Source organism: Pseudomonas sp. P42 (assembly GCF_017973755.1).
Classification (GTDB): domain Bacteria; phylum Pseudomonadota; class Gammaproteobacteria; order Pseudomonadales; family Pseudomonadaceae; genus Aquipseudomonas; species Aquipseudomonas iridis.
Window position 1 is genome coordinate 79038 of sequence record NZ_JACOPU010000004.1, and the last position, 20645, is coordinate 99682.

Annotated in this window: 17 protein-coding genes; 2 read left to right on the forward strand and 15 right to left on the reverse strand. The window is 61.5% G+C overall.

The window, feature by feature from the left end; translation table 11 throughout:
* Positions 1-68: 68 nt before the first annotated feature.
* From H8B20_RS13420 to H8B20_RS13470, 11 genes are all read right to left on the reverse strand, one after another.
* On the reverse strand, positions 69-2702 hold the full coding sequence (locus tag H8B20_RS13420) for an excinuclease ABC subunit UvrA (protein WP_210623392.1): 2634 nt from the start codon (positions 2700-2702) through the stop codon (positions 69-71).
* Positions 2703-2731: 29 nt separating this feature from the next.
* Entirely contained in the window at positions 2732-4843 is a 2112-nt protein-coding gene (locus H8B20_RS13425; protein WP_210623393.1) for a hybrid sensor histidine kinase/response regulator, read from the reverse strand.
* A 134-nt stretch (positions 4844-4977) separates the two neighbouring features.
* Positions 4978-5667 carry a GntR family transcriptional regulator gene (locus tag H8B20_RS13430; RefSeq protein WP_210623394.1) on the reverse strand — a complete coding sequence of 230 codons (690 nt, stop codon included), beginning with the start codon at positions 5665-5667 and terminating at the stop codon, positions 4978-4980.
* A gap of 271 nt (positions 5668-5938) precedes the next feature.
* Positions 5939-6598, reverse strand: a complete 660-nt coding sequence (locus H8B20_RS13435; RefSeq protein WP_042559434.1) for a DUF799 domain-containing protein — start codon at positions 6596-6598, stop codon at positions 5939-5941.
* Complete coding sequence (locus tag H8B20_RS13440) at positions 6595-6963, reverse strand: DUF4810 domain-containing protein (RefSeq protein WP_047301565.1); 369 nt, start codon at positions 6961-6963, stop codon at positions 6595-6597. The genes H8B20_RS13435 and H8B20_RS13440 overlap by 4 nt, the downstream gene beginning before the upstream one ends.
* A gap of 29 nt (positions 6964-6992) precedes the next feature.
* Positions 6993-7679 carry a CsgG/HfaB family protein gene (locus tag H8B20_RS13445; protein ID WP_210623925.1) on the reverse strand — a complete coding sequence of 229 codons (687 nt, stop codon included), beginning with the start codon at positions 7677-7679 and terminating at the stop codon, positions 6993-6995.
* A gap of 197 nt (positions 7680-7876) precedes the next feature.
* Positions 7877-10975: an error-prone DNA polymerase gene (locus tag H8B20_RS13450; protein WP_210623395.1), complete on the reverse strand. Its 3099-nt coding sequence runs from the start codon at positions 10973-10975 to the stop codon at positions 7877-7879.
* Complete coding sequence (locus H8B20_RS13455; protein WP_042559438.1) at positions 10951-12366, reverse strand: Y-family DNA polymerase; 1416 nt, start codon at positions 12364-12366, stop codon at positions 10951-10953. The genes H8B20_RS13450 and H8B20_RS13455 overlap by 25 nt, the downstream gene beginning before the upstream one ends.
* Positions 12367-12373: 7 nt before the next feature.
* On the reverse strand, positions 12374-12991 hold the full coding sequence (gene imuA / locus H8B20_RS13460) for a translesion DNA synthesis-associated protein ImuA (RefSeq protein ID WP_210623396.1): 618 nt from the start codon (positions 12989-12991) through the stop codon (positions 12374-12376).
* Complete coding sequence (gene lexA, locus H8B20_RS13465; RefSeq protein WP_047301573.1) at positions 12991-13608, reverse strand: transcriptional repressor LexA; 618 nt, start codon at positions 13606-13608, stop codon at positions 12991-12993. The genes imuA and lexA overlap by 1 nt, the downstream gene beginning before the upstream one ends.
* A gap of 208 nt (positions 13609-13816) precedes the next feature.
* Positions 13817-14755: a LysR family transcriptional regulator gene (locus H8B20_RS13470; protein WP_042559442.1), complete on the reverse strand. Its 939-nt coding sequence runs from the start codon at positions 14753-14755 to the stop codon at positions 13817-13819.
* Positions 14756-14858: 103 nt separating this feature from the next.
* On the opposite strand from H8B20_RS13470, the gene H8B20_RS13475 reads away from it, so the two are divergent.
* Positions 14859-16601 carry an amidohydrolase gene (locus H8B20_RS13475; RefSeq protein WP_210623397.1) on the forward strand — a complete coding sequence of 581 codons (1743 nt, stop codon included), beginning with the start codon at positions 14859-14861 and terminating at the stop codon, positions 16599-16601.
* A 145-nt stretch (positions 16602-16746) separates the two neighbouring features.
* Entirely contained in the window at positions 16747-17484 is a 738-nt protein-coding gene (locus tag H8B20_RS13480; RefSeq protein WP_042559444.1) for a TorF family putative porin, read from the forward strand.
* 59 nt (positions 17485-17543) lie between these two features.
* Here H8B20_RS13480 and H8B20_RS13485 read toward each other — a convergent pair whose 3' ends face one another.
* The 4 genes from H8B20_RS13485 to H8B20_RS13500 are packed head-to-tail and all read right to left on the reverse strand — an operon-like array spanning position 17544 to position 20408.
* The gene (locus H8B20_RS13485) at positions 17544-17822 is read right to left on the reverse strand and encodes a DUF971 domain-containing protein (RefSeq protein WP_042559445.1); all 279 of its coding nucleotides are present in this window, start codon (positions 17820-17822) and stop codon (positions 17544-17546) included.
* The gene (locus H8B20_RS13490; RefSeq protein ID WP_210623398.1) at positions 17819-18781 is read right to left on the reverse strand and encodes a HEAT repeat domain-containing protein; all 963 of its coding nucleotides are present in this window, start codon (positions 18779-18781) and stop codon (positions 17819-17821) included. The genes H8B20_RS13485 and H8B20_RS13490 overlap by 4 nt, the downstream gene beginning before the upstream one ends.
* Entirely contained in the window at positions 18778-19626 is an 849-nt protein-coding gene (locus tag H8B20_RS13495; protein WP_210623399.1) for an ABC transporter ATP-binding protein, read from the reverse strand. Before H8B20_RS13495 ends, H8B20_RS13490 begins: the two co-directional genes overlap by 4 nt.
* Positions 19626-20408, reverse strand: a complete 783-nt coding sequence (locus H8B20_RS13500; RefSeq protein WP_042559448.1) for an ABC transporter permease — start codon at positions 20406-20408, stop codon at positions 19626-19628. The genes H8B20_RS13495 and H8B20_RS13500 overlap by 1 nt, the downstream gene beginning before the upstream one ends.
* Between the last annotated feature and the right edge of the window lie 237 nt (positions 20409-20645).

Sequence of the window (20645 nt, forward strand, 5' to 3'; positions counted from 1 at the left end):
CCCCAGCACAACCACAATAACCTGTGGGAGCTGGCTTGCCAGCGATCAGGCCATCGGGATTGACGGCATTATCGGCTCAGGGCGCGGGCCAGGAATGGCGCAGTCCGGCTCTTTTTGCTGGCAGCCACTTTCTGCGGCATGCCTGCCACGACAATTTTGCCGCCCTCATCTCCCGCCCCCGGGCCGATGTCGATCACCCAGTCGCTCTGCGCAACCACGCGCATTTCATGTTCCACCACGATGACCGTGTGCCCGGCTGTCACTAGCGAATCCAGTTGTTCCAACAGTCGGTCGACATCCCGCGGATGCAGGCCGGTGGTCGGTTCATCCAGCACATACAACGTCGCGCCGCGCTGATTGCGCTGCAACTCGGTGGCCAGTTTGATCCGCTGCGCCTCACCGCCCGACAGCTCCGTGGCCGGTTGACCAAGTCGCAAATAACCAAGGCCGATATCGCGCAACACCTCCAGCGAACGGCGAATCCCCGGTTGCCCGACAAAAACTTCCACCGCCTCATCGACCGTCAATTGCAGCACCTGCGCGATGCTCAGCCCCTCCCACAAAACCGCCAGCGTCTGCGGGTTGTACCGCGCGCCATGACACGTCGGGCACGGCGCATACACGCTGGGCATAAACAGCAACTCGACACTGACAAACCCCTCACCCTCGCACGTCGCGCAACGGCCCTTGGCAACGTTGAAGGAAAACTGCCCGGCGTCATAGCCCGCCGCCCGCGCCTGGGGAGTGGCGGCGAACAGCTTGCGCACGTTGTCGAACAGCCCGGTATAGGTCGCCAGATTGGAGCGCGGCGTACGACCGATGGGTTTCTGATCGACCTGCACCAGGCGCTTGATCGACTCCAGCCCGGCCGTGATCTGGCCGCTGCTGACTTGCGGCGCGTCGTCCTCAAGGCTCAGCTCTTCAGCCTCAGCCTCAGCGCTTGGCCGTCCCAGTTGTGCACCGACCAGTTCCAGCAACGCCTGACTGACCAGACTCGACTTGCCGGAACCGGACACACCGGTCACCGAAGTGAAACAGCCCAAGGGAAACTCGGCACTGAGGTTGTTGAGGTTATTGCGGGTGATACCCTCCAGCTTCAGCCACGCCGTCGGCTTGCGCGCAGCACGCGTCTGGCGTGGCGTTTCGGCGAACAGATAAGCGCGGGTCTGCGATTGTTCGATGTCGGCCAGCCCCGCAGGTGGGCCGCTGTACAACACCTGACCGCCCTTCTCACCCGCCGCCGGCCCGACGTCGATCAACCAGTCAGCGCGGCGCATGGTTTCCAGATCATGCTCAACCACAAACAGCGTGTTGCCATCAGCCTTCAAGCGCTGCAAGGCTTCGAACAACGCCTCTCCATCGGCTGGGTGCAAACCGGCGGAGGGTTCGTCGAGCACGTAAATCACGCCAAACAACTGCGAGCCCAATTGCGTCGCCAATCGCAGGCGCTGCAACTCACCGGACGACAAGGTCGGCGTGCTGCGTTCCAGAGCCAGATAGCCCAGACCCAGTTCGGTCAACGTGGTGACCCGTTCCAGCAGATCCTCGGCAATGCGCTGAGCCGCCAGGCGTTTTTCCAGTGACAGGTTCGGTGTGTGGCGCACATCTGGCGCGCTGGCGTGACCACTGGCCCCCTTTGCGACGCGTTGTTGACGGGCGTCGCGGGTTTGCGCGTGACTGAGGGTTTCGCCGGTTTCCTCGGCGTGCTCCAGATAACTGGCAGCCGCCACCGGTTTTAGAACTTCAGCGACTTGCAGCAGCGGCATCTGTGACAACTCACCGATGTCGTACCCGGCAAATGTCACCGCCAACGCCTCGCGCTTCAGCCGTTTGCCATCGCACAACGGGCAAGGACTGCCGAGCATGAACCGCGCCACGCGCTTTTTCATCAGCGCACTTTGCGAGTGGGTGAAGGTGTGCAGGATGTAGCGGCGGGCGCCGGTGAAGGTGCCTTGATAACTCGGCTCCATCTTGCGCTTGAGGGCGACACGGGTCTCTTCCGGGGTCAGCCCGGCGTACACCGGCACGGTCGGGGTTTCTTCGGTGAAGAGAATCCAGTCGCGCTGCTTTTTCGGTAACTTTCGCCATGGGATGTCGACGTCGATGCCCATCGTCACGAGGATGTCGCGCAGGTTCTGTCCCTGCCATGCCAGCGGCCAGGAAGCCACGGCACGCTCGCGAATGGTCAGGTTCGGGTCCGGCACCATCAACGCTTCGGTGACTTCATAGACCCGCCCCAGACCATGACAATCAGGGCAGGCGCCCTGCGGCGTGTTCGGCGAAAAGTCCTCGGCGTACAGCATCGCCTGCCCCGGCGGGTAACTGCCGGCACGGGAATAGAGCATGCGGATCAGGCTCGACAACGTAGTGACACTGCCCACCGAGGAGCGCGTGCTCGGCGTGCCCCGCTGCTGTTGCAGGGCCACGGCGGGAGGCAGGCCTTCGATGGAGTCGACATCCGGCACTCCGACCTGATCGATCAGCCGCCGCGCGTATGGCGCGACCGATTCGAAGTAGCGTCGCTGGGCTTCGGCATACAAAGTGGAAAACGCCAGGGACGACTTGCCCGACCCGGACACGCCGGTGAACACCACCAACGCATCGCGGGGGATGTCGATGTCAACGTTCTTCAGGTTGTGCTCACGGGCGCCGCGCACGCGAACCATGCCGGCGGGTGCTTTGGAGGTGCGTTTTGAAGTCATCAGCCTGCCTTGGTGGGAAGTTTTCAAGCTCAGCCGCTTAGCACCGAACGAATCATCTGCAACAACGATTCCGGGCCATACGGCTTGCCGAGCAAATGGGTGTCGGGACTCAACTGGTGATTGCGCGAGATGATGTCGCGGGTATGCCCGGAGGTGAACAGCACGGCCACCGGTGGCTTCTGCACCTTGGCCCAGGCGAACAGGTCGGAACTCTTGATCAGCCCAGGCATGACCACGTCGGTGAAAATCAGATCCACTTCAACGCCTTCCAGCAGCATCTGCATCGCGGCATCGCCGTTGCCGGCGATCAGTACCTGATAGCCCTCATCGCGCAGCAATTCCACTGCCGAGGCCCGCACCGCGTCGTTGTCCTCGACCACCAGAATGGTCTCGTTGCCCCCGCCCAACACTTCATCAGCGGTGGGGCACTCTTCGCGAATCGGCCGCAAACTGCGCGGAAAGTACAGCTCGACCCGCGTACCTTCGCCCAGCTTGCTGTCGATCTCGACATGCCCGCCGCTCTGTTTGACGAAACCGAATACCATGCTCAAGCCGAGCCCGGTGCCCTGGCCATCGGCCTTGGTGGTGAAGAACGGTTCGAACACCTGCTCCAGTATCTGCGCGGGAATGCCGGCGCCGGTATCGCTGACCGTCACCCGCACGAACTCGCCGGGGACGATGCCTTTGCCGACGCAAAACGTGCTGTCCAGAAACGTATTGAAAGCGCTCAGCACAATCGTGCCCTCGCCTTTCATGGCATCGCGAGCGTTGATTGCCAGGTTGAGAATGGCGTTTTCCAGTTGATTGCGGTCGACGTTGATGTGCCACGGTGCTTGTGGCAATTGCACATCGATGTGAATGGTTTCGCCGAGCGCCCGTTGCAGCAACTCGCCGACGCCTTCAAAGATTTGCTGCGGATTGCACACGGCCGGCGACAGCGGTTGACGCCGGGCAAACGCGAGCAGTTGCGAAGACAGCTTGGCCCCGCGCTCGACCGCCGCCAGCGAAGCGCTGACGCGCCGCTGCACGTTGGCGTTATCCGGCTCATGCCGCGCCAGCAGGTGCAGGTTGCCGGCAATTACCTGCAACAGGTTATTGAAGTCATGGGCCACGCCACCGGTAAGTCCGCCAATGGACTCGAGCTTTTGCGATTGGCGCAGTTGTTCTTCGGCAGTGAGCCGCGCTTCGACTTCATCGGCCACCCGCTGTTCGAGGTTACGGGTGAACTTGAGCAGGGACTCTTCGGCGCTCTTGCGCTCATGGATGTCGATCAATACCCCGGGGAAACGCAGTGCTTCACCGCGTTCGTCGAACTCGCAACCGCCGCTGGCCAGCACCCATAGGTAACTGCCATCGCTGCGCAGTACGCGGTATTCGACGTTGTACGGCGCGCCGGTCTTGACACAATGGTCGATATTTTCCTGAACCCAGGCACGGTCATCGGGGTGAATTCGCGATTGCACAAAGTGTTGTGCCAGATTGCTCAGATCATGTTCCGGCGGGTAAGAAAACGTGCGCGCAAAACGCTCATCCGCCGACAACACATTGTTCTTCACATCCCAGACAAACGAGCCGAGCAAAGCCCCGGCGTTGAGCGCCAGGCGTACACGTTCGTTGTCGGCGCGGAAGGCTTCTTCCGCGGCTTGACGCAATTGCTCGGAGCGCACCAGTTCGGTGGTTTCCACCACCATTGCCATCACCCCGGACGGGCGACCTTCGTCATTAGCCACGGGGCTGTAATAAAGATCCATCCAGACGTCTTCCGGAACCCCGTCGCGCAACAACACCAGCTCTTTGTTGCGAAACGACAAAGTGCCACCCGCCAGGCAAGTCTCGACCACATGCCGATTGAACTCGGCAACTTCCGGCCAACCCAACTCCACCGGCACGCCAAGCAAGTAAGGGTGGCGGCCACCGGCAAACTCCGAGTAGGCGTCGTTATAGATCATGTAACCGGCGCGACCCCAGAGCATGACCATCGGCAACGGCGAGGCGAGCATCATCTGTACGGCGCAGCACAGACTGGCGGGCCAACGATCGAGCGGGCCCAACTCGGTATGGCTCCAGTCGAACGCGCAGATGCGTGCGGCCATTTCGCCTTTCCAGCCTTCACAACCGTGGCTATCGGATAAAAACTGCATCGAGTGACTCGGTGTCCTGTGTGTTTGCCCGAATGATCGCGAAACCAGATCTCTGCGATCGCACGTCTGTTTCGAGCATCGTCTGACTCATTGGTTTCATTAGAGGTATAGCCGATTTCAACGCCGGCTCAGGATTAAACGCCGATCAGGTGTTTGAGCGGATGGTAGCCAGTTTTCATCTTCGCGGCGACGTCGAGAATCGCCTTCTCGATGCCGTTGAGGTGCGTGCAGGTCAACTCGATGGCAGCACTCTGATTACCGGCCTCGATGTACTCGATCAGGCGCAGGTGTTCGTCGTCGCGGCAGACTTCATGGCTGTCGTCGTCCAGCGCAGCGGCATACAGCGAGGCACGGGAAATCAGCTTCTGGAACCAGTCGAGCAGCACCGGGTTATTGAGACTGCGCGCGAGTTTGATGTGGAATTCACCGAGCAGGTAAATCAGCCGCTGATGGTCCCCGGCCGCGTGAGCCTCATCTTCCAGCAGCAGATGTTCACGCAGCGCTTGCATCGCCGCAGTGTCCTTGCGACGGCACAACTCAGTGACGATGCCGATCTCGATCAAGCGCCGGGTTTCGAACAGCGAGCGAATCTCTTCATTGCTCGGCAAGGACACTGACGCACCTTTATTGGGCTCGGTCGTCACCAGTCCGTCGGCCTCCAACTGCTTGAGCGCGGCGCGAACCGACGTGCGGCTGACGTTAAACAATTCTGCCAGGGAAGCTTCGCCCAGCTTCATCCCCGGACGCAACGATCGCTTGCTGATCGCTTCGTAAACCCCTTGGTAGACACGGTCGACCGTGGTTTCCGGTTTTTTCTCGGTCATTCGAAAGCTCCTTCAGTGCTGGCAACGCAGCAGTGGCGCATGAACTGTCGCGCAGAATATCGCCTTCGGCCGGAAGATGCAGGGTCTTGATTGCAAGTTGATGGGGCGAGGTAGCGTTGCCGCTGATGCGCTCGTTGCAAGCGCGGACGGAGGCACTGGGAGTGGAGAGATCCCCCTGAAAGCAAAAGATCGCAGCCTTCGGCAGCTCCTACAGGGAAATGCATTCCAAATGTAGGAGCTGCCGAAGGCTGCGATCTTTTGATCGGTGTTTTTAGTCCGTGCCGTACTTCGGCGAACGCGGGCCGTACAACAGACCTGCCGGATGCCCGGCCGACAGCAGGCGGTTACTCGCCACGCCGGCAATCGGGAAACCGGCATCGGTGGAACTGTTGATGATCTGCTTCACCGCCGCCGTGATCAGCATGCCGATCAAGCCGCCGCCACCGTTGTTACCGCCCTCTTCGCTCGAGGCACGGGCCGAGCCGGTCCACAGCGTGGTGCCGCTTTTCAGGTCAACCAGTTTCGCCGTTGCAGTGACTGCGGTTTCGCTGCTGATCACCATGTAACGCGTACCGTATTCGGTCACGGTGATATACAACGCCGCATCGGCGCCGAAGATTTCCTGCAGCTTGTTCGCCGGAGCCTGGTGAATATCATCCGGCGTGGTCAAACCGTTCTGGCGAAAGGTCTCGTCAACCAGTGTGATCGGCAATACGTAGTAACCGGCCTCGGCCAGTGGAAACGTTACCTGCGACAGCAGGCTGTAAGACGCTTTGACGTCAGGCGAAGTGTTCAGCGGCGGCAATACCAGAATGGTCTTGGGCCGTGCCTGCTTGTACGCCGAATAGTCCACGGTCTTGGGCTTGACGCAGCCACCGAGCACGCTCAGCGCCAGCACACCGACCAGCAGTTTCACTGCACGCGGGATCATTTGGCGTCTCCGGTCTTGGCGTTTTTAAGCAGAAAATCCATGTACGTGCCGGACTCGGGAAACAGCGTCTTTTCGGTACGGAACTGCTGCACCATCTGATCATCCTTGCCCATGCTCAGATAGAGCAGGCCCAGGTGCGCGTGGTAACCCGGTGGTACGGCCTTACCGGTGGAGCGGATTTTTTGCAGGTCACGCTCAAGCGCTTCGGCCTGGGCTTCTTTCGGCTCTTCGCCTTTGAAGTATTCGTAGACCTGCGGTTCGTAGCCTTCCCACTGGTACAGGGTTTTCGGGCCGGCACAACCGGCCAGCAAGGTGCTGGCGGCCAGAGTCAAGGCCAGCAGCGACCGCGACAGAGTCAAATTCATGTGTTGTTGCTCCTTGCAATGGGCGTCGATCAGTTGCCCGGTTTCCAGGCACCGGCGTTCATGCCATCCACCAGACGATTGATCGCCTCGCGCATGGCCAGATCCAGGACTTTGCCGTTGAGGGTGGAGTCGTAGGCAGCGGTACCGCCGAAGCCGATGATTTCGCGGTTGGACAAGGCGTACTCGCCTGCGCCCTGGGTCGAATACACCACTTCCGAAGTGCTGATGTTGACGATATTCAGGTTGACCTTGGCGTAAGCGACCTGGGTCTTGCCACGGCCGAGAATGCCGAACAATTGGTGATCGCCAGTCTCTTTGCGGCCGAACTCGGTGACGTCACCGGTGACCACGTAATCGGCGCCTTTGAGACGCTGGGCCTGGCCCTTGATCGCCGCTTCCTGCTGGATTTCGCCCATGTTGTCGCGATCCAGCACGGAGAAACGGTTGGTCTGCTGCAAGTGCGTGATCAGGATGGTCTTGGCCTGACCGCCGAGACGGTCAACGCCGTCGGAAAAGATCCCGCGCATGTAGCTGGAACGGTTGTCGAACTTGCCCACCGCCATCGGCACGCGCACGCCGCTCCAGACTTGAGAAGCACTTTCAACCTTGGCCACCGGCAACGCGCGGGAGCTTTCGGTAGCGCAACCGGTGAGCGAGGTAGCCAGCGTGCCGAGTACCGCAATTGCAACGCCTGAGACCAACATCCGGGAGATCATTCTCACTGTGTATTCCTTCTTGAAAAACGGTGTGTCCCGGCACAGCAACGCGGTGGGGAGCGGAAAAGGGGCGGCATTATGACAAAGTGCCATCATTCTCGACAGATTTTTTTGACGTCAATTAATCGGCTCAAAATGACCGCGACTGGCTCGTCCTCGCGCACCCGAATGATTCGTGTCGGCAGATATAAAGCGGATCAGTGAAAATCGCGGCTCTGCACGCGGATGCCGTTGAGCAGCGGGCTCAGATCACTCAGGCGTCCGGCGATCAGGTGGCGCACTTCGCCTTCGCGTTCCCAGCGGCCATCGACCCTGAGCAGTTGCGAGCCGACCAGCACCTGGCGCTGACGCTCGGCGAGGTCGCGCCAGACCACCACGTTGACGTTGCCGAACTCGTCTTCTAGCGTGACAAACGTCACGCCGCTGGCAGTGCCCGGACGTTGCCGGCCCGTGACCAATCCGGCAATGCTGACCGGGCGTCCGTGCTCGATATCGAGCAACTCTTGCGAACTGCGGCAGCGCCGCGCCTTCAACTCATTGCGCAGCAGCGCCAGCGGATGCGGCCCCAGCGTGGTGCCGACCGTTGTGTAATCCGCGTGCAAGTCCTCACCAACACTGGGTTTGGGCAGCACCACGTCAGGCTCTTCCTGACTCGACAACCCGGCAAACAACCCAAGCTGTTTCTGCACCCCGGCCACTTCCCAGCGCGCCCGATGCCGATGTCCGGCCAGACCGCGTAACGCCCCGGAATCTGCCAGCAACGCCTGCGCCCGACTGTCGAGCCCGGCGCGCTCCCCCAGATCGGCGACATCGGCAAATGCTCCGCGTGCCCGCGCCGCCTCGATACGCCGGGCATCGTCCTCACGAAAACCCTTGATCATCCGCAGGCCCATGCGAATCGCCGGTTGCGCACCGCTGATCGGTTCCAGGCTGCAATCCCAGTCACTGGCGCGCACATCCACCGCACGGATCTGCAACTGATGCCGGCGCGCGTCCTGCAGAATCTGGTCAGGACTGTAGAATCCCATTGGCCAACTGTTGATCAGCGCACAGGCGAACGCCGCGGGTTCATGGCACTTGAGCCAGCAACTGGCATACGTCAGCAAGGCGAAGCTGGCGGCGTGGGATTCGGGAAAACCGTAACTGCCGAAGCCTTTGATCTGCTCGAAAATCTGCGCGGCGAACTCCGGTGTGTAGCCGTTTTTCTTCATGCCGGCAGCGAGTCGTTCCTTATGCGGCTCCAGCCCGCCGTGGCGTTTCCAGGCAGCCATGGAGCGGCGCAACTGATCGGCCTCACCGGGGCTGTAGTCGGCGGCGACGATGGCGATCTGCATCACCTGTTCCTGAAACAGCGGCACGCCGAGGGTGCGTTTAAGCACCACTTCCAGTTCCGGCGAAGGATAGGTTTCCGCCTCTTCCTTGTTTCTGCGGCGCAGGTACGGATGGACCATACCGCCCTGAATCGGCCCCGGCCGGACGATGGCCACCTCGATCACCAGATCGTAAAACTTCGCCGGTTTCAGGCGCGGCAGCATCGACATCTGTGCGCGGGACTCGATCTGGAACACGCCGATGGTGTCGGCACGGCTGATCATCTCGTAGGTCGGTTTGTCTTCGGCAGGAATCGTCGCCAGTGTCAGGTCTTGATGGCGATGACGGCGCAGCAGGTCGAAACAGCGGCGGATCGCACTGAGCATGCCCAGCGCAAGAATATCCACCTTGAGCAACCCGACCGCGTCGAGATCGTCCTTGTCCCACTGGATGATCGTGCGGTCAGCCATCGCCGCATTCTCCACCGGCACCAGACTGTCGAGCGGCTGTTCGGAAATCACGAAACCGCCGGGATGTTGCGACAGGTGCCGGGGAAAACCGATCAGTTGCCCGGTCAGGCTCAGCACCCGGCGCAGCACCGGGCTGTCGGGGTCGAACCCGCCTTCGAGCAAACGCGCGAGCGGCGGCGTTTCATCGCTCCAATGGCCGCAGCAATCGGCCAGCGCGTTGATTTGATCGGGCGGCAGGCCCAGGGCCTTGGCCACATCGCGCACCGCGCCGGCCGCGTGATAAGTGCTGACCACCGCCGTCAACGCCGCACGGTTGCGACCATAACGACGAAACACGTATTGCAGGACTTCTTCTCGACGTTCGTGTTCGAAATCGACGTCGATGTCCGGCGGCTCGTTGCGCTCTTTCGACATGAAGCGTTCAAAAAGCAGCGTGGTGCGATCCGGATCGATCTCGGTAATGCCCAAGGCAAAACATACCGCCGAGTTGGCCGCCGAACCGCGGCCCTGACAGAGGATGTGCTGTTCGCGGGCGAAATTCACCACATCATGCACCGTGAGGAAGTAGCTTTCGTAACCGAGTTCGGCGATCAGCTTTAATTCCTTGTTGATCTGCCGCAGCACCTTGAAGGGCGCGCCTTGTTTCCAGCGCCAGGCGATGCCCGCTTTAGTAAGGTGCCGCAACCAGGAACTGCCGGTGTGTCCGTCCGGTACCAGCTCTTTCGGATATTGATAACGCAACTGACTCAGCTCGAAGGTACAACGCCGAGCCAGCGCGACTGACTCATCCAGCAACGCCGGCGGATACAGTTCCCGCTGCACCTCGACGCTGCGCAGATGCCGTTCGCCATTGGGGTGCAGGCGCAATCCGGCTTCGGCCACGGGCACGTGGTGCCGAATTGCCGTCATGGTGTCCTGCAAGGCACGCCGGCCACGGGCGTGCATGTGCACATCGCCACTGGCCACCGCGGCAATCCCCAACTCAGCGGCCAGGCTCAACAACGCCGCCAATCGCCGCTGATCGTCCTGCCCGCGATGCAATTGCACCGCCAGCCACAGCCGTTCGCCGAAGGTTTGTCGCAGCCAACGCCCCTCTTCTACGTTATCGACGCTGTCCGGCACCCAAAGCGTCAGCAACCCCGGCAACGGCTCGCTGAAGTCCTCGCGCAGCACCTGATACTGGCCTTTTTGCGTACGCCGCCGGGCGCGGGTTATCAGGCCGCACAGTGCCTGATAGCCGGCAAGGTTCTCCACCAACAGCACCAGTTTCGGGCCGTTTTCGATGCGAATTTCGCTGCCGATAATCAACGGCAGTTCAACGGATTTCGCCGCTTGCCAGGCACGCACGATCCCGGCCAGCGTGCATTCATCGGTGATCGCCAGCGCCTGATAGCCGTGCTTTTTCGCCCGCTGGAACAGCTCCAGCGCACTGGAAGCACCGCGCTGGAAACTGAAGTTCGACAGGCAGTGCAGCTCGGCGTAGCCATCGTTCATGCGAACCAGCCCTGCAGCCACAACGGGCCGCCCTCGCCCACCGCCCGATAGGCCCAGCCCTGCTGTCCGGCGCGGTTCTGGATCAGGTAGTAATCGCGGCGCACATCGTCACCGTCCCACCAGCCGGATTCGATGCGCTCAGGCCCCATGAGGATCCGTGCCGCACCCTCCGGTACGCTCTGCGGTTCGCCCAGCAACCAGCCCGGACGCTGGACACTCGGCAAACCGGCGCAGCGCTGTTTGTCGACGGCGTTTTGCCACGCGCACTCCGGACGATGGTCGGCCTGAAAACGCAGGCCTTGCACCGCGTCGTCGCCCAGCCTTGCCCGCAGGCGTTCGCGTAATTGCTCCCAAGGCAAGGTCTGCTGCGGACGGTCGTCGAACAATTCCTGAAACTGCGGCACGAAACTCGGCAGATCTTCGGCCCGCAGCCGGAAGCCGCGCACCGGTGCCTCGACCTGCACTTGTTCCAGTCGGCCACGGGCCAGTTCGAAGAGCATCGCCGGGTCGCGCTCGGCGCTGAGCAGGCCGACCTTGATCAGCGTATCCGGCAACCCGGCATGTTCCAGATGCAGATCGAAACGCTGCACGCCGCTGTCGCGCCCACACAGGAACGCCGATAGATCGCCGGTCAGGCGCCGCAGTGGAAACAGCAGCGCCTGATGGGACTGCACGTCGAAATTGAGTTCGATGCGCACATCGAAACGATCCGGTGGCAGATAAAACGCCAGCGCCAGCGGACGTGCGCCAAACAAGGTGTCGAGATGCTTGAGCATCTGCGCCTCGAAGCGCCGTGCCAAGGCCTGACGCGGCAGGCTCTGCACCTGACTAAGACTGCGCAGGCCCATGCGCGACAATGCCGTGGCCACGTGTGGCTCCAGGCCGACGCGGTCGATGGGCAATTGCCCCAGGTGATGCTGCAAGGCTTCACCGTCCGGCACCACCAAACCGTCATAAGCATTGGCCAGTACTCGTGCCGCCACCGGGTTGGGCGCGGCGACGATGCGATGACGAAAACCCAGCTCGGTCAGCTCTTTGCGCAGCCGCACTTCGAACTGCGCCCAGGAACCGAACAGTCCCAGGCTCGATTCGATCTCGAACACCACGGTACGCGGATAATGCACGCTGACCTGTGAGCTGAAACGATAGGCCCATGCGGCGAGAAACTGCTGCCAGTGCTCGACCTCGGCGACGTCGTAATCGGCGGTGGCAAAGCCTTTGCTCAAGGCTTGCGCAGCGGTCATGGACTGGCCGGGGCGCAAGCCAAGTTTGCGCGCCGCGCCATTTACGGCTTGCAACACCCGGCGCTGGGCCGGGCCGCTGAGCAGCACCAACGGTTCATCGGGTTCGGGACGCTGACGCAGCACGGCGTCGAGGGCCAATTGCGGGAACAGAATACACACCCAGCGCATGACGACCTCAGTGACCTATGGCAAAGGCAATGGGCGTCGCGCGAGCCAGGCCGCCACGGCATTTGAGCACGCGCAACTGGGCAGGTTTGGCATCAATGGCAATGCGCAACGCCGCCGGTGACGGGTTGATCGCCTCGCTCAGCGAGCGCCAGGCAAAGGCCAGGGTCTGGCCGGTTTCCGCCGCCACCTGCAAACGCCTTAACGCGCGGTCATCAGCCTTGTGCGGCCAGCACAGCACCGCGCCGCAACTGCCGGAGCGCAGGCATTGTTCCGCCGCCCACAAGGCATCGCGCTCACTGGCCTGAATCACCGACAACTGTCGCAGATCGACCCCGGCGTTTTCCCACGCTTGCGGGTAGGGCACGAACGGCGGCGCCACCAGCACGATGCGCTCGCCCGCCGCCGACAGCCGCGCCAGCGTCGGCCAGACCAGTTGCAGTTCGCCGACCCCGGGGCCGGCCAGGAGGATTTCACTCAGCGCCGCTTCCGGCCAGCCGCCACTGGGCAACGCTGCGTCCAGTGCGGCATGCCCGGTCGGTTGCGGGCTCGCGGCCGGTGGCGCAGGCCGGCCTTTCCAGACCTGGCCGCCATTGAACAGCGTATCCAACGCAACGATGGCGCCCATCAGCCTTGCCTCACCAGACCGCAGAACACTCCCTCAATAGCCAGATCCTGATCGTCACGCACCACAATCGGCTGGTAGGCCGGGTTGCGCGGCAGCAGGCGAACCTCGTCGCCCGTGCGCTCAAAGCGTTTGATGGTGACTTCACCGTCGAGCCGCGCCACGACGATCTGGCCGTTGAGCGCCTCGGGATTGCGCCGCACACCGACCAGATCGCCGTCAAGAATGCCGTCCTCGATCATCGAATCGCCCTGCACCCGCAGCATGTAGTCGGGCGTACGGGAGAACAGCGCCGGGTCGAGCAGCAAACGGCTATGGAGATCGGCATCGGCGCCAATCGGCGCACCGGCGGCCACCCGGCCGAGCACGGGAATATCGAGCAACTCCGGTCGCGCCGGTTGCCCGAGCAAGCGAATGCCCCGCGCCTGATGCGGGTTGACCTCGATAAACCCGGCTTCGGTGAGCGCCAGCACATGCTTGCGCGCCACGCTGCGCGAGGCAAAACCAAAAGCCTCGCTGATTTCAGCGAGGCTTGGGGGCTGACCGTGTTCGGCGATGCGTTCGCGGATAAAAGTCAGAATGGCGGTACGGCGGGGAGTAAGGTTTGTCATGGAGTACATTTGTACTCCTGTGGGATTTTCCTGACAAGCACCGCCAGTCGGCCTAAGCCGACGGCCTGCCGATACGCAAAACTATGTAGGAGCTGCCGAAGGCTGCGATCTTTTGATCTCGCCTTTAAAAAACCAGATCAAAAGATCGCAGCCTTCGGCAGCGCCTACAGGGGACGCCTTCAACCATCAAAATAAGTGCAGTCAGCCAAAGCCGCGTTCAACCATCAAATGAGTGCAGTGAGCTCAAGCCGCGTACAGCGAGGAAAGCGGCGATGTAATCGATGAACGCCACCACTTTCGCCGTGGCGCGGCGATGGCTCGGGTACACCGCAAGAATGTGCGGGCCAAAGCTGTCGGGGTCTATTTCATAATCAGCCATGACCCGCACCAGTCGGCCGTCTGCAATGTAGGGCGCGGCGCTCCACAGCGGCGTGTGCAGCAAACCACGCCCGGCCAGGGCACTGGCCAGCAACAAGTCGTAATTGTCACTGCGCAATCGAGGGGTTGTGGGTTGTGCCAGGCTCAGGCGCTGGCCGTCGCGCTCGGCCCACCAGAATTCGCGGCTGAGCAACGGATGCTTATAAAGCAGCCACTCGTGCTGATCGAGGGTTTGCGGACTGACTGCCAAGCCCTTGCGCGCCAAGTATTCAGGGCTGCCGCACAGGGCCAGACGATTGCTGCCGACGACGCGGGCGATCAGTCCCGGCAAGTCGTCATGGCCTTCGCGCAACGCCAGGTCATAACCGCTTTCGAGCAGATTGACGAACTCGTCGCACAAATCCACTTGCAGGCTGATCTGCGGGTATTGCTGCAAAAAGCCGTCACACACCTGATCGAGAAACGCCCGCCCGTACGCCAGTGGCGCGGTGATTTTCAGGCTGCCGCGCAAGCCGTGCTGCAACTGCTCGATTTCCTCGCTGGCCTCGTCCAGTCGCTGCAACACCAGCCGTGCAGTTTCCAGATAAACCCGGCCGATCTCGGTCAACAGAATCCGCCGAGTGCTGCGTTCGAACAGCCGCGCGCCGAGTTCGGCCTCCAGATGATTGACCGCTTTAGTCAGCGCCGACGGGGTTTTGCCCAACTGTTCGGCGGCGCGACTGAAACTGCCGAGTTGCGCAGTGACCACAAACATTTTCAATGCACCCAACTTGTCCATGCTTTTTCCATTCAGGCAAAAACGTTTTTCGTGAGTAAGGCGTTCTGTCGGCCGGCTTCAGCCACTAATCTGGCCATCAGACGCAATAACAAGGAAATCTTCAATGAAAAGATTCATCCCGAATCTGTTAGTGGTTGCCGTAAGTTTTGCCTCGATGGAAGCCATGGCCGCTGCCGATCTGGTGCTGGTCAATGGCAAGATTTTCACCGCCGATCGCGCCCACCCCAAGGTGCAGGCGCTGGCCGTGGAGAACGGCAAAGTATTGAAGGTCGGCAGCGACGCACAGATCAAAATGTTGATCGAACCCGGCACCCAAGTCATCGACCTGCAAGGTAAAGCGTTGATGCCCGGCCTGATCGACAGCCACTCCCACGCGATTTTCGGCGGCCTGGAAATGGTCTCGGCGAACATGGAAGACGAAGTCGTCGCCCTCGATGAGCTGGAAAAAAACCTGCGCGCCTGGCGTGACGACGGCAAGGCCCGGCACGGCGATGTGCTGAGCATCGCTGGCATGAGTTCGGTGTATTGGGCGCAGGCCGAGGCCTTGGGCAAAACCTTCAATCAAGGCGAATGGGCCAGCGTGCCAGTGGTATTCATCGGTAGCGACCACCACACCGCGTGGGCGAACAACGTCATGCTCAAACGCGCGGGCATCGACGCCGCGCTGCTGAAAAGCTTGCCGGACGCGGAAAAAGACACGATTGGCAAACTGGCAAACGGCGAGCCGAACGGCTTTGTCGTCGACGCCGGTTGGGATCGGGTGGCCTCGAAAATGCCGGTGCCGAGTCCCGCCGCCATGCTCAACGCGGCGAAATCCGCGGTGCGCTACAACAACAGCCTTGGCATCACGGCGTGGATGGACCCCGCCGCCAACGCTGCGCCGGGCGAGCCGGTATTCGCCCTCAAACCCACCGAGAAAACCGTCGGTGTGCTGCCGGCCTACAAGGCGCTGTCGGAGAGCGGCGAGATGAGCGTCCACGTCGCTGCGCTGCTGGTAGCCAACTCGAAAAGCGTGCCCGCCGATCTCGACACCCTCGACAAAGTACGCCAGGAATTTCAGGGCATCCCCAACCTCACCCTGCCCGGCGTGAAGATTTTCGCTGACGGCGTAATCGAATTCCCGGCGCAAAGTGCGGCAATGATCGACCCCTATAGCAACTCGCACAAACAGGGTGAACTGCTGATCGACCCGCAGCACTTTGGTGAACTGGTCAGTGCCATCGACCAGCGAGGCTGGCTGGTGCATATCCACGCCATCGGTGACCGCGCGGTGCGCGAATCGCTGAATGGCATCGCCCAGGCGCGCAAGGACCGGCAGAGCGGCGTGACACACTCGATCACTCACCTGCAAATGGTCAATCCGCAAGAGTTTGCACGTTTCAAACCGCTCAACGTGATCGCCTCGATGCAACTGTTGTGGGCCAGCGCCGACGACTACACCACCGAGATGATCAAGCCCTACGTCAGCGCCCTCGCCTTCCGCTATCAGTACCCGGCGCATTCGCTGCTCAAACAGGGCGCGACGATTGCCGGCGCCAGCGACTGGCCGGTGTCATCGCCAAGCCCGTTCAACGCCATGGCCCAGGCCATCACCCGCACCGGTCCGCTGGGTGTGCTCAACGCCGATGAGCGTCTGGACCGCGAAACCATGTTCTACGCCTACACCGCCAACGCGGCGCGCACTCTCGGTCTGGACAAGCAGATCGGCTCGCTGACGCCGGGCAAACAGGCTGACTTCATCGTGCTGGATCGCGATGTGTTCAGCGTCGACGACAAGGCCCTGCACGACACTCAAGTGCTGCAAACCTGGTTCGGCGGACGTGAGGTCTACACCGCCGCAAAATAACAACATTGATCCCCCTGTAGGAGCTGCCGCAGGCTGCGATCTTTTGATCTTGTTTTTTACAATCAACATCAAAAGATCGCAGCCTGCGGCAGCTCCTACAGGTTTACCTCCTGCCCCCAAAACAATCACAACATCGGGACTTCACATGAAAGCCTTGCCTTTGTTCGCCCTCGTTTCCTTGAGCTCGCTGCCCTTGAGCAGCCACGCGATCCCCTTGAACGACAATTTTGCCGTGCTGGTCGATCTGACTCTGGCCACTGATTACCGCACCCGCGGCATCTCGCAAACCCAGAACGAACCGGCGCTACAGGCCGGGCTGACCCTCGCTCACAGCAGCGGCCTGTACCTCGGGGCCTGGAGTTCCAACGTCGATTACGGTGGTGGCCTGAAAACCCGTCAGGAAGTCGATTACTACGGCGGCTGGCTGTGGCAGGCCACCGAGGATGTCAGCCTGGATCTGGGTTACATCAAGTACGCCTACCCCAAGGAAAGTCAGTTCAACCAGAGTGAGGTTTACGGGATTATTGGCGCTTACGGGGTGAAGCTCGCGGCGTATTACTCAAGCGATGCGCCGGGGCTCGACAGCCAGCAGAGTTCGCTTTACAGCTATGTCAGTTATGAAACCCAATTGCCGTTCGACTCAGGGCTGAAGTTGCGTTACGGCAACATGGATTTCAAGGACCCTCACTTGTACTCGGCCTCCGGTGATGGCGAAGAGTCGTACCGCGAGTGGGAGGTCAAGCTCACCCATAATCTGGCCGGGGTGCTGCTGGGGCTGAGCTATATCGATACCGATCTGTCGCAAACCCAGTGCCTGAGCAACTGGGGCTTCAAGGATGTGTGCACGGCGACCGTGGTTGCCAGCGTGAGCAAATCTTTCTGACACGACAATCCCTTTGCAGGGGGTGAGTTTTTGCCATGTAAGCCCATGCAGTATCGGGCTCAAGGGGTGAGTTGTGCCAGGTAGGTCCACGGGTAGATGCCGCGTTGATGGCCATCGCTGAACACCAATTGCACGCCGTAACCCTGCGGGTTGAGTTCGATGATGCGGACTCGCTCGTCCACCCATGGTGTCGAACCACGCAGGCGAAACGCACGGCATTGCGAGCATGGGCACTGGCGGCGCAGTTCGGCGTGATCGAGCACCGATTCACGACCGTCCGGCCAACTCAGGCGCAGGGTTTGCTCGCCCTGCGAGTTGCCGATCGCCAGCGGATTCAATGCAGCTGACTCAAGGCAATCCGCACCGCTTTGCGCACTTCCGGATCGCCGTCATCCTGCGCCGCCTGCAACGCAGCCACTGCGCCACGATCATTCAACTCACCCAAGGCCAATGCGGCTTCCTTGCGCAGGTTGCTGATGCGATGCCCGAGCGTGTCGATCAAGGCGTCCAGCGCTGGGCCAAAACGCAAGCGGCCGAGGCTGCGGGTGGCGCGCAAACGCACTTGCCAATAGTCGTCGCTCAAGGCTTCGATCAATGCCGGGCCGGCGTCGGTGTGGCCGACTTTGCCCAAGGTGGTTGCGGCTTCTTCACGCACTTGCCAGGCGTTGTCCTGCAAGGCCTGGCGCACCGGTGGCAGGACTTCAGCGCTGGACGCCAGGCCGAGCGCACCGGTGGCAGCGCGGCGCACTTCAGTGTCCGGGTCAGCGCTGGCCAATCGGGCCAATGCCGGTAGCGCGTCGAGTTGCTTGAGCCAGCCGAGCACGCCCACGGCCTCGCGGCGCACGTTGGCATCGGCATCATTCAGCGCCGCGATGGCAGCGGGCGCAGCATCGGCAAAGCGCAGTTCGCGCAGGGCCCGAAACACGGCATTGCGTACGCTGACTTCAGCATGATCGGTCCATGGCAGAATCACCCGCCCGGCCGCTTCGGTCTTGAGCAAACTCAGACTTTGCGCTGCGGCAGATTGCACGGCGGGCGATGGATCGGTCAGCGCCTGACACAAGGCTTCAACCACCGGTTCGTCCTCCCAGGCTTCCAGCAGACGCGCCGCCTCAGCACGCACCTCTTCGGCGGGATCGTCGGAAAGTCGCTCGACCAGCCAGAGCAAACCATCCGGTTCTTCAAGATCCGCCAGTTCAATCAGCGCAATGCGCCGCACGCCAGCGTCTTCAGCGGTCAGGCGTGGTTGCAGGGCAAGGATTTCAGGGTTATCGGTCACAGCAAAAATAGAGGTCATAGGGCAAATCGCGGCAGAGGGTTTTCGGGAGGCAGGCCGAGCGGATTGAGGCGCGGCAGCGGTCGGTCGAAGTCATGGCGCAGCAGGTCGAGACAGTGGCGCTTGAGTCGGGAGAATTCAGCGCTGGTGACCAGATCGCTGGTACGTGGTCGAGCGAAGTCGAGGCGAAGATCTTCGATGATTCGTCCCGGCCGCGCGCTCATGACCAGCAAGCGATCGGCGAGAAATAGCGCCTCATCGATGTCATGGGTGACGAACACCACGGTGGTACGAATCCGTGTCCAGATGTCCAGCAGCAGCGCTTGCATGTTCAATCGGGTCAGCGCATCGAGCGCGCCAAACGGCTCGTCCATCAGCAACAGCCGCGGGCGATTGACCAGTACCCGGGCGATTTCCACCCGTTGCTGCATGCCGCCGGAGAGTTGATCGGGCCAGCGCTCCGCGAAGCCATCGAGGCCGACCAGGTGGAGAATATCGTCCGCGGCGCGATACCGCTCAGCCTTGCCGATGCCACGCATCTTCAGGCCGAAGGCGACGTTGTCGCGCACCGTTCGCCACGGGAACAGTGTGTGATGCTGGAACACCATTCCACGCTGCGGCGAAGGGCCGGACACCGCGCCGCCATCGACTTTCAGGCTGCCGGCGTGCGCCTTCAAGTGCCCGGCCAAGGCGCCAAGCAGGGTCGACTTACCGCAACCGGACGGGCCGAGAATGCACACGAACTGGCCGGGTTCGATCTGGCAATCGAGGCCCTGCACCGCCTCGAATGCTTCACGACCTTCGCCGAGGACGATCGACAACTGGCGAATATCGATCCGCCCTTCGGGGGTTTGCATCACGCTCATCAGGCTTTTCCTCGCGGTCGATGCCAAGGCGTGAACAAGCCGCCCAGACGTTTGATCAACAGACTGCTGCCCATGCCCAACACACCGATCAGCAACATGCCGACGACGATGTCGGCGTAGTTCTGAATGGTGTAGGACTCCCAGGTGTAGTAACCGATGCCGAACTGGCCGGAGATCATTTCCGCCGTCACCAGGCAGAACCATGAAGTGCCCATGCCGATCGCAAGGCCGGTGATGATGCTCGGTGCGGCGCCCGGCAGGATGACTTCGAGCAGGATCGCCCGGCGCCCTGCCCCAAGGCTTTTCGCTGAGGCGATCAAGCGTGGATCGACGCCTTCAACGCCGTGCACGGTGTTGAGCAGGATCGGGAACAGTGCCCCGGTGAAGGTGATGAAGACCATCGACAACTCGGACGACGGGAACATCAGGATCGCCAACGGAATCCACGCCACGGCCGGGATCGGGCGCAGCACTTCCAGTGGAGGCAACAGCAAGTCTTCGGCCCATGTCGAGCGGCCGATGGCCAGGCCCAGGGCAATGCCGACCACCAGCGCGGCGAGGTAGCCGGCAAACACGCGGCCGAGGCTGGCAGTCAGGTGTTGCAGCAGCTTGCCGGAGTCGCCCAGGCCCAGCGCGGCTTCAATCACGGCCAATGGCGTGGGGACGTTGGCGAAAGTGACCAGGCCGAGGTTCCAGTGATGGCTCGCGGCGAGTTGCCAGAATAGGAGGCACAGCAGCAATGATGCGGATCTGACGGCCCAGCGGTTCTTGAATGATTTCACGGAGCAGGTTTCCAGTTCTGGATCTGTGTGATGGCTGAGATTTACCCCCTCACCCCAACCCTCTCCCCCAGGGGGGGCGAGGGGGAAAGGGAGCCGATCTTCATGCTTTTCAAAACCTGAATTCGGCTCGGCATAGAGACGAGCTTCATGCTTTTCAAAACCTGAGTTCGGCTCGGTATTTCAGGTCGGCGTACCTTGCCCAAACACCTCGATCAGTCCCCTCTCCCTTCGGGAGAG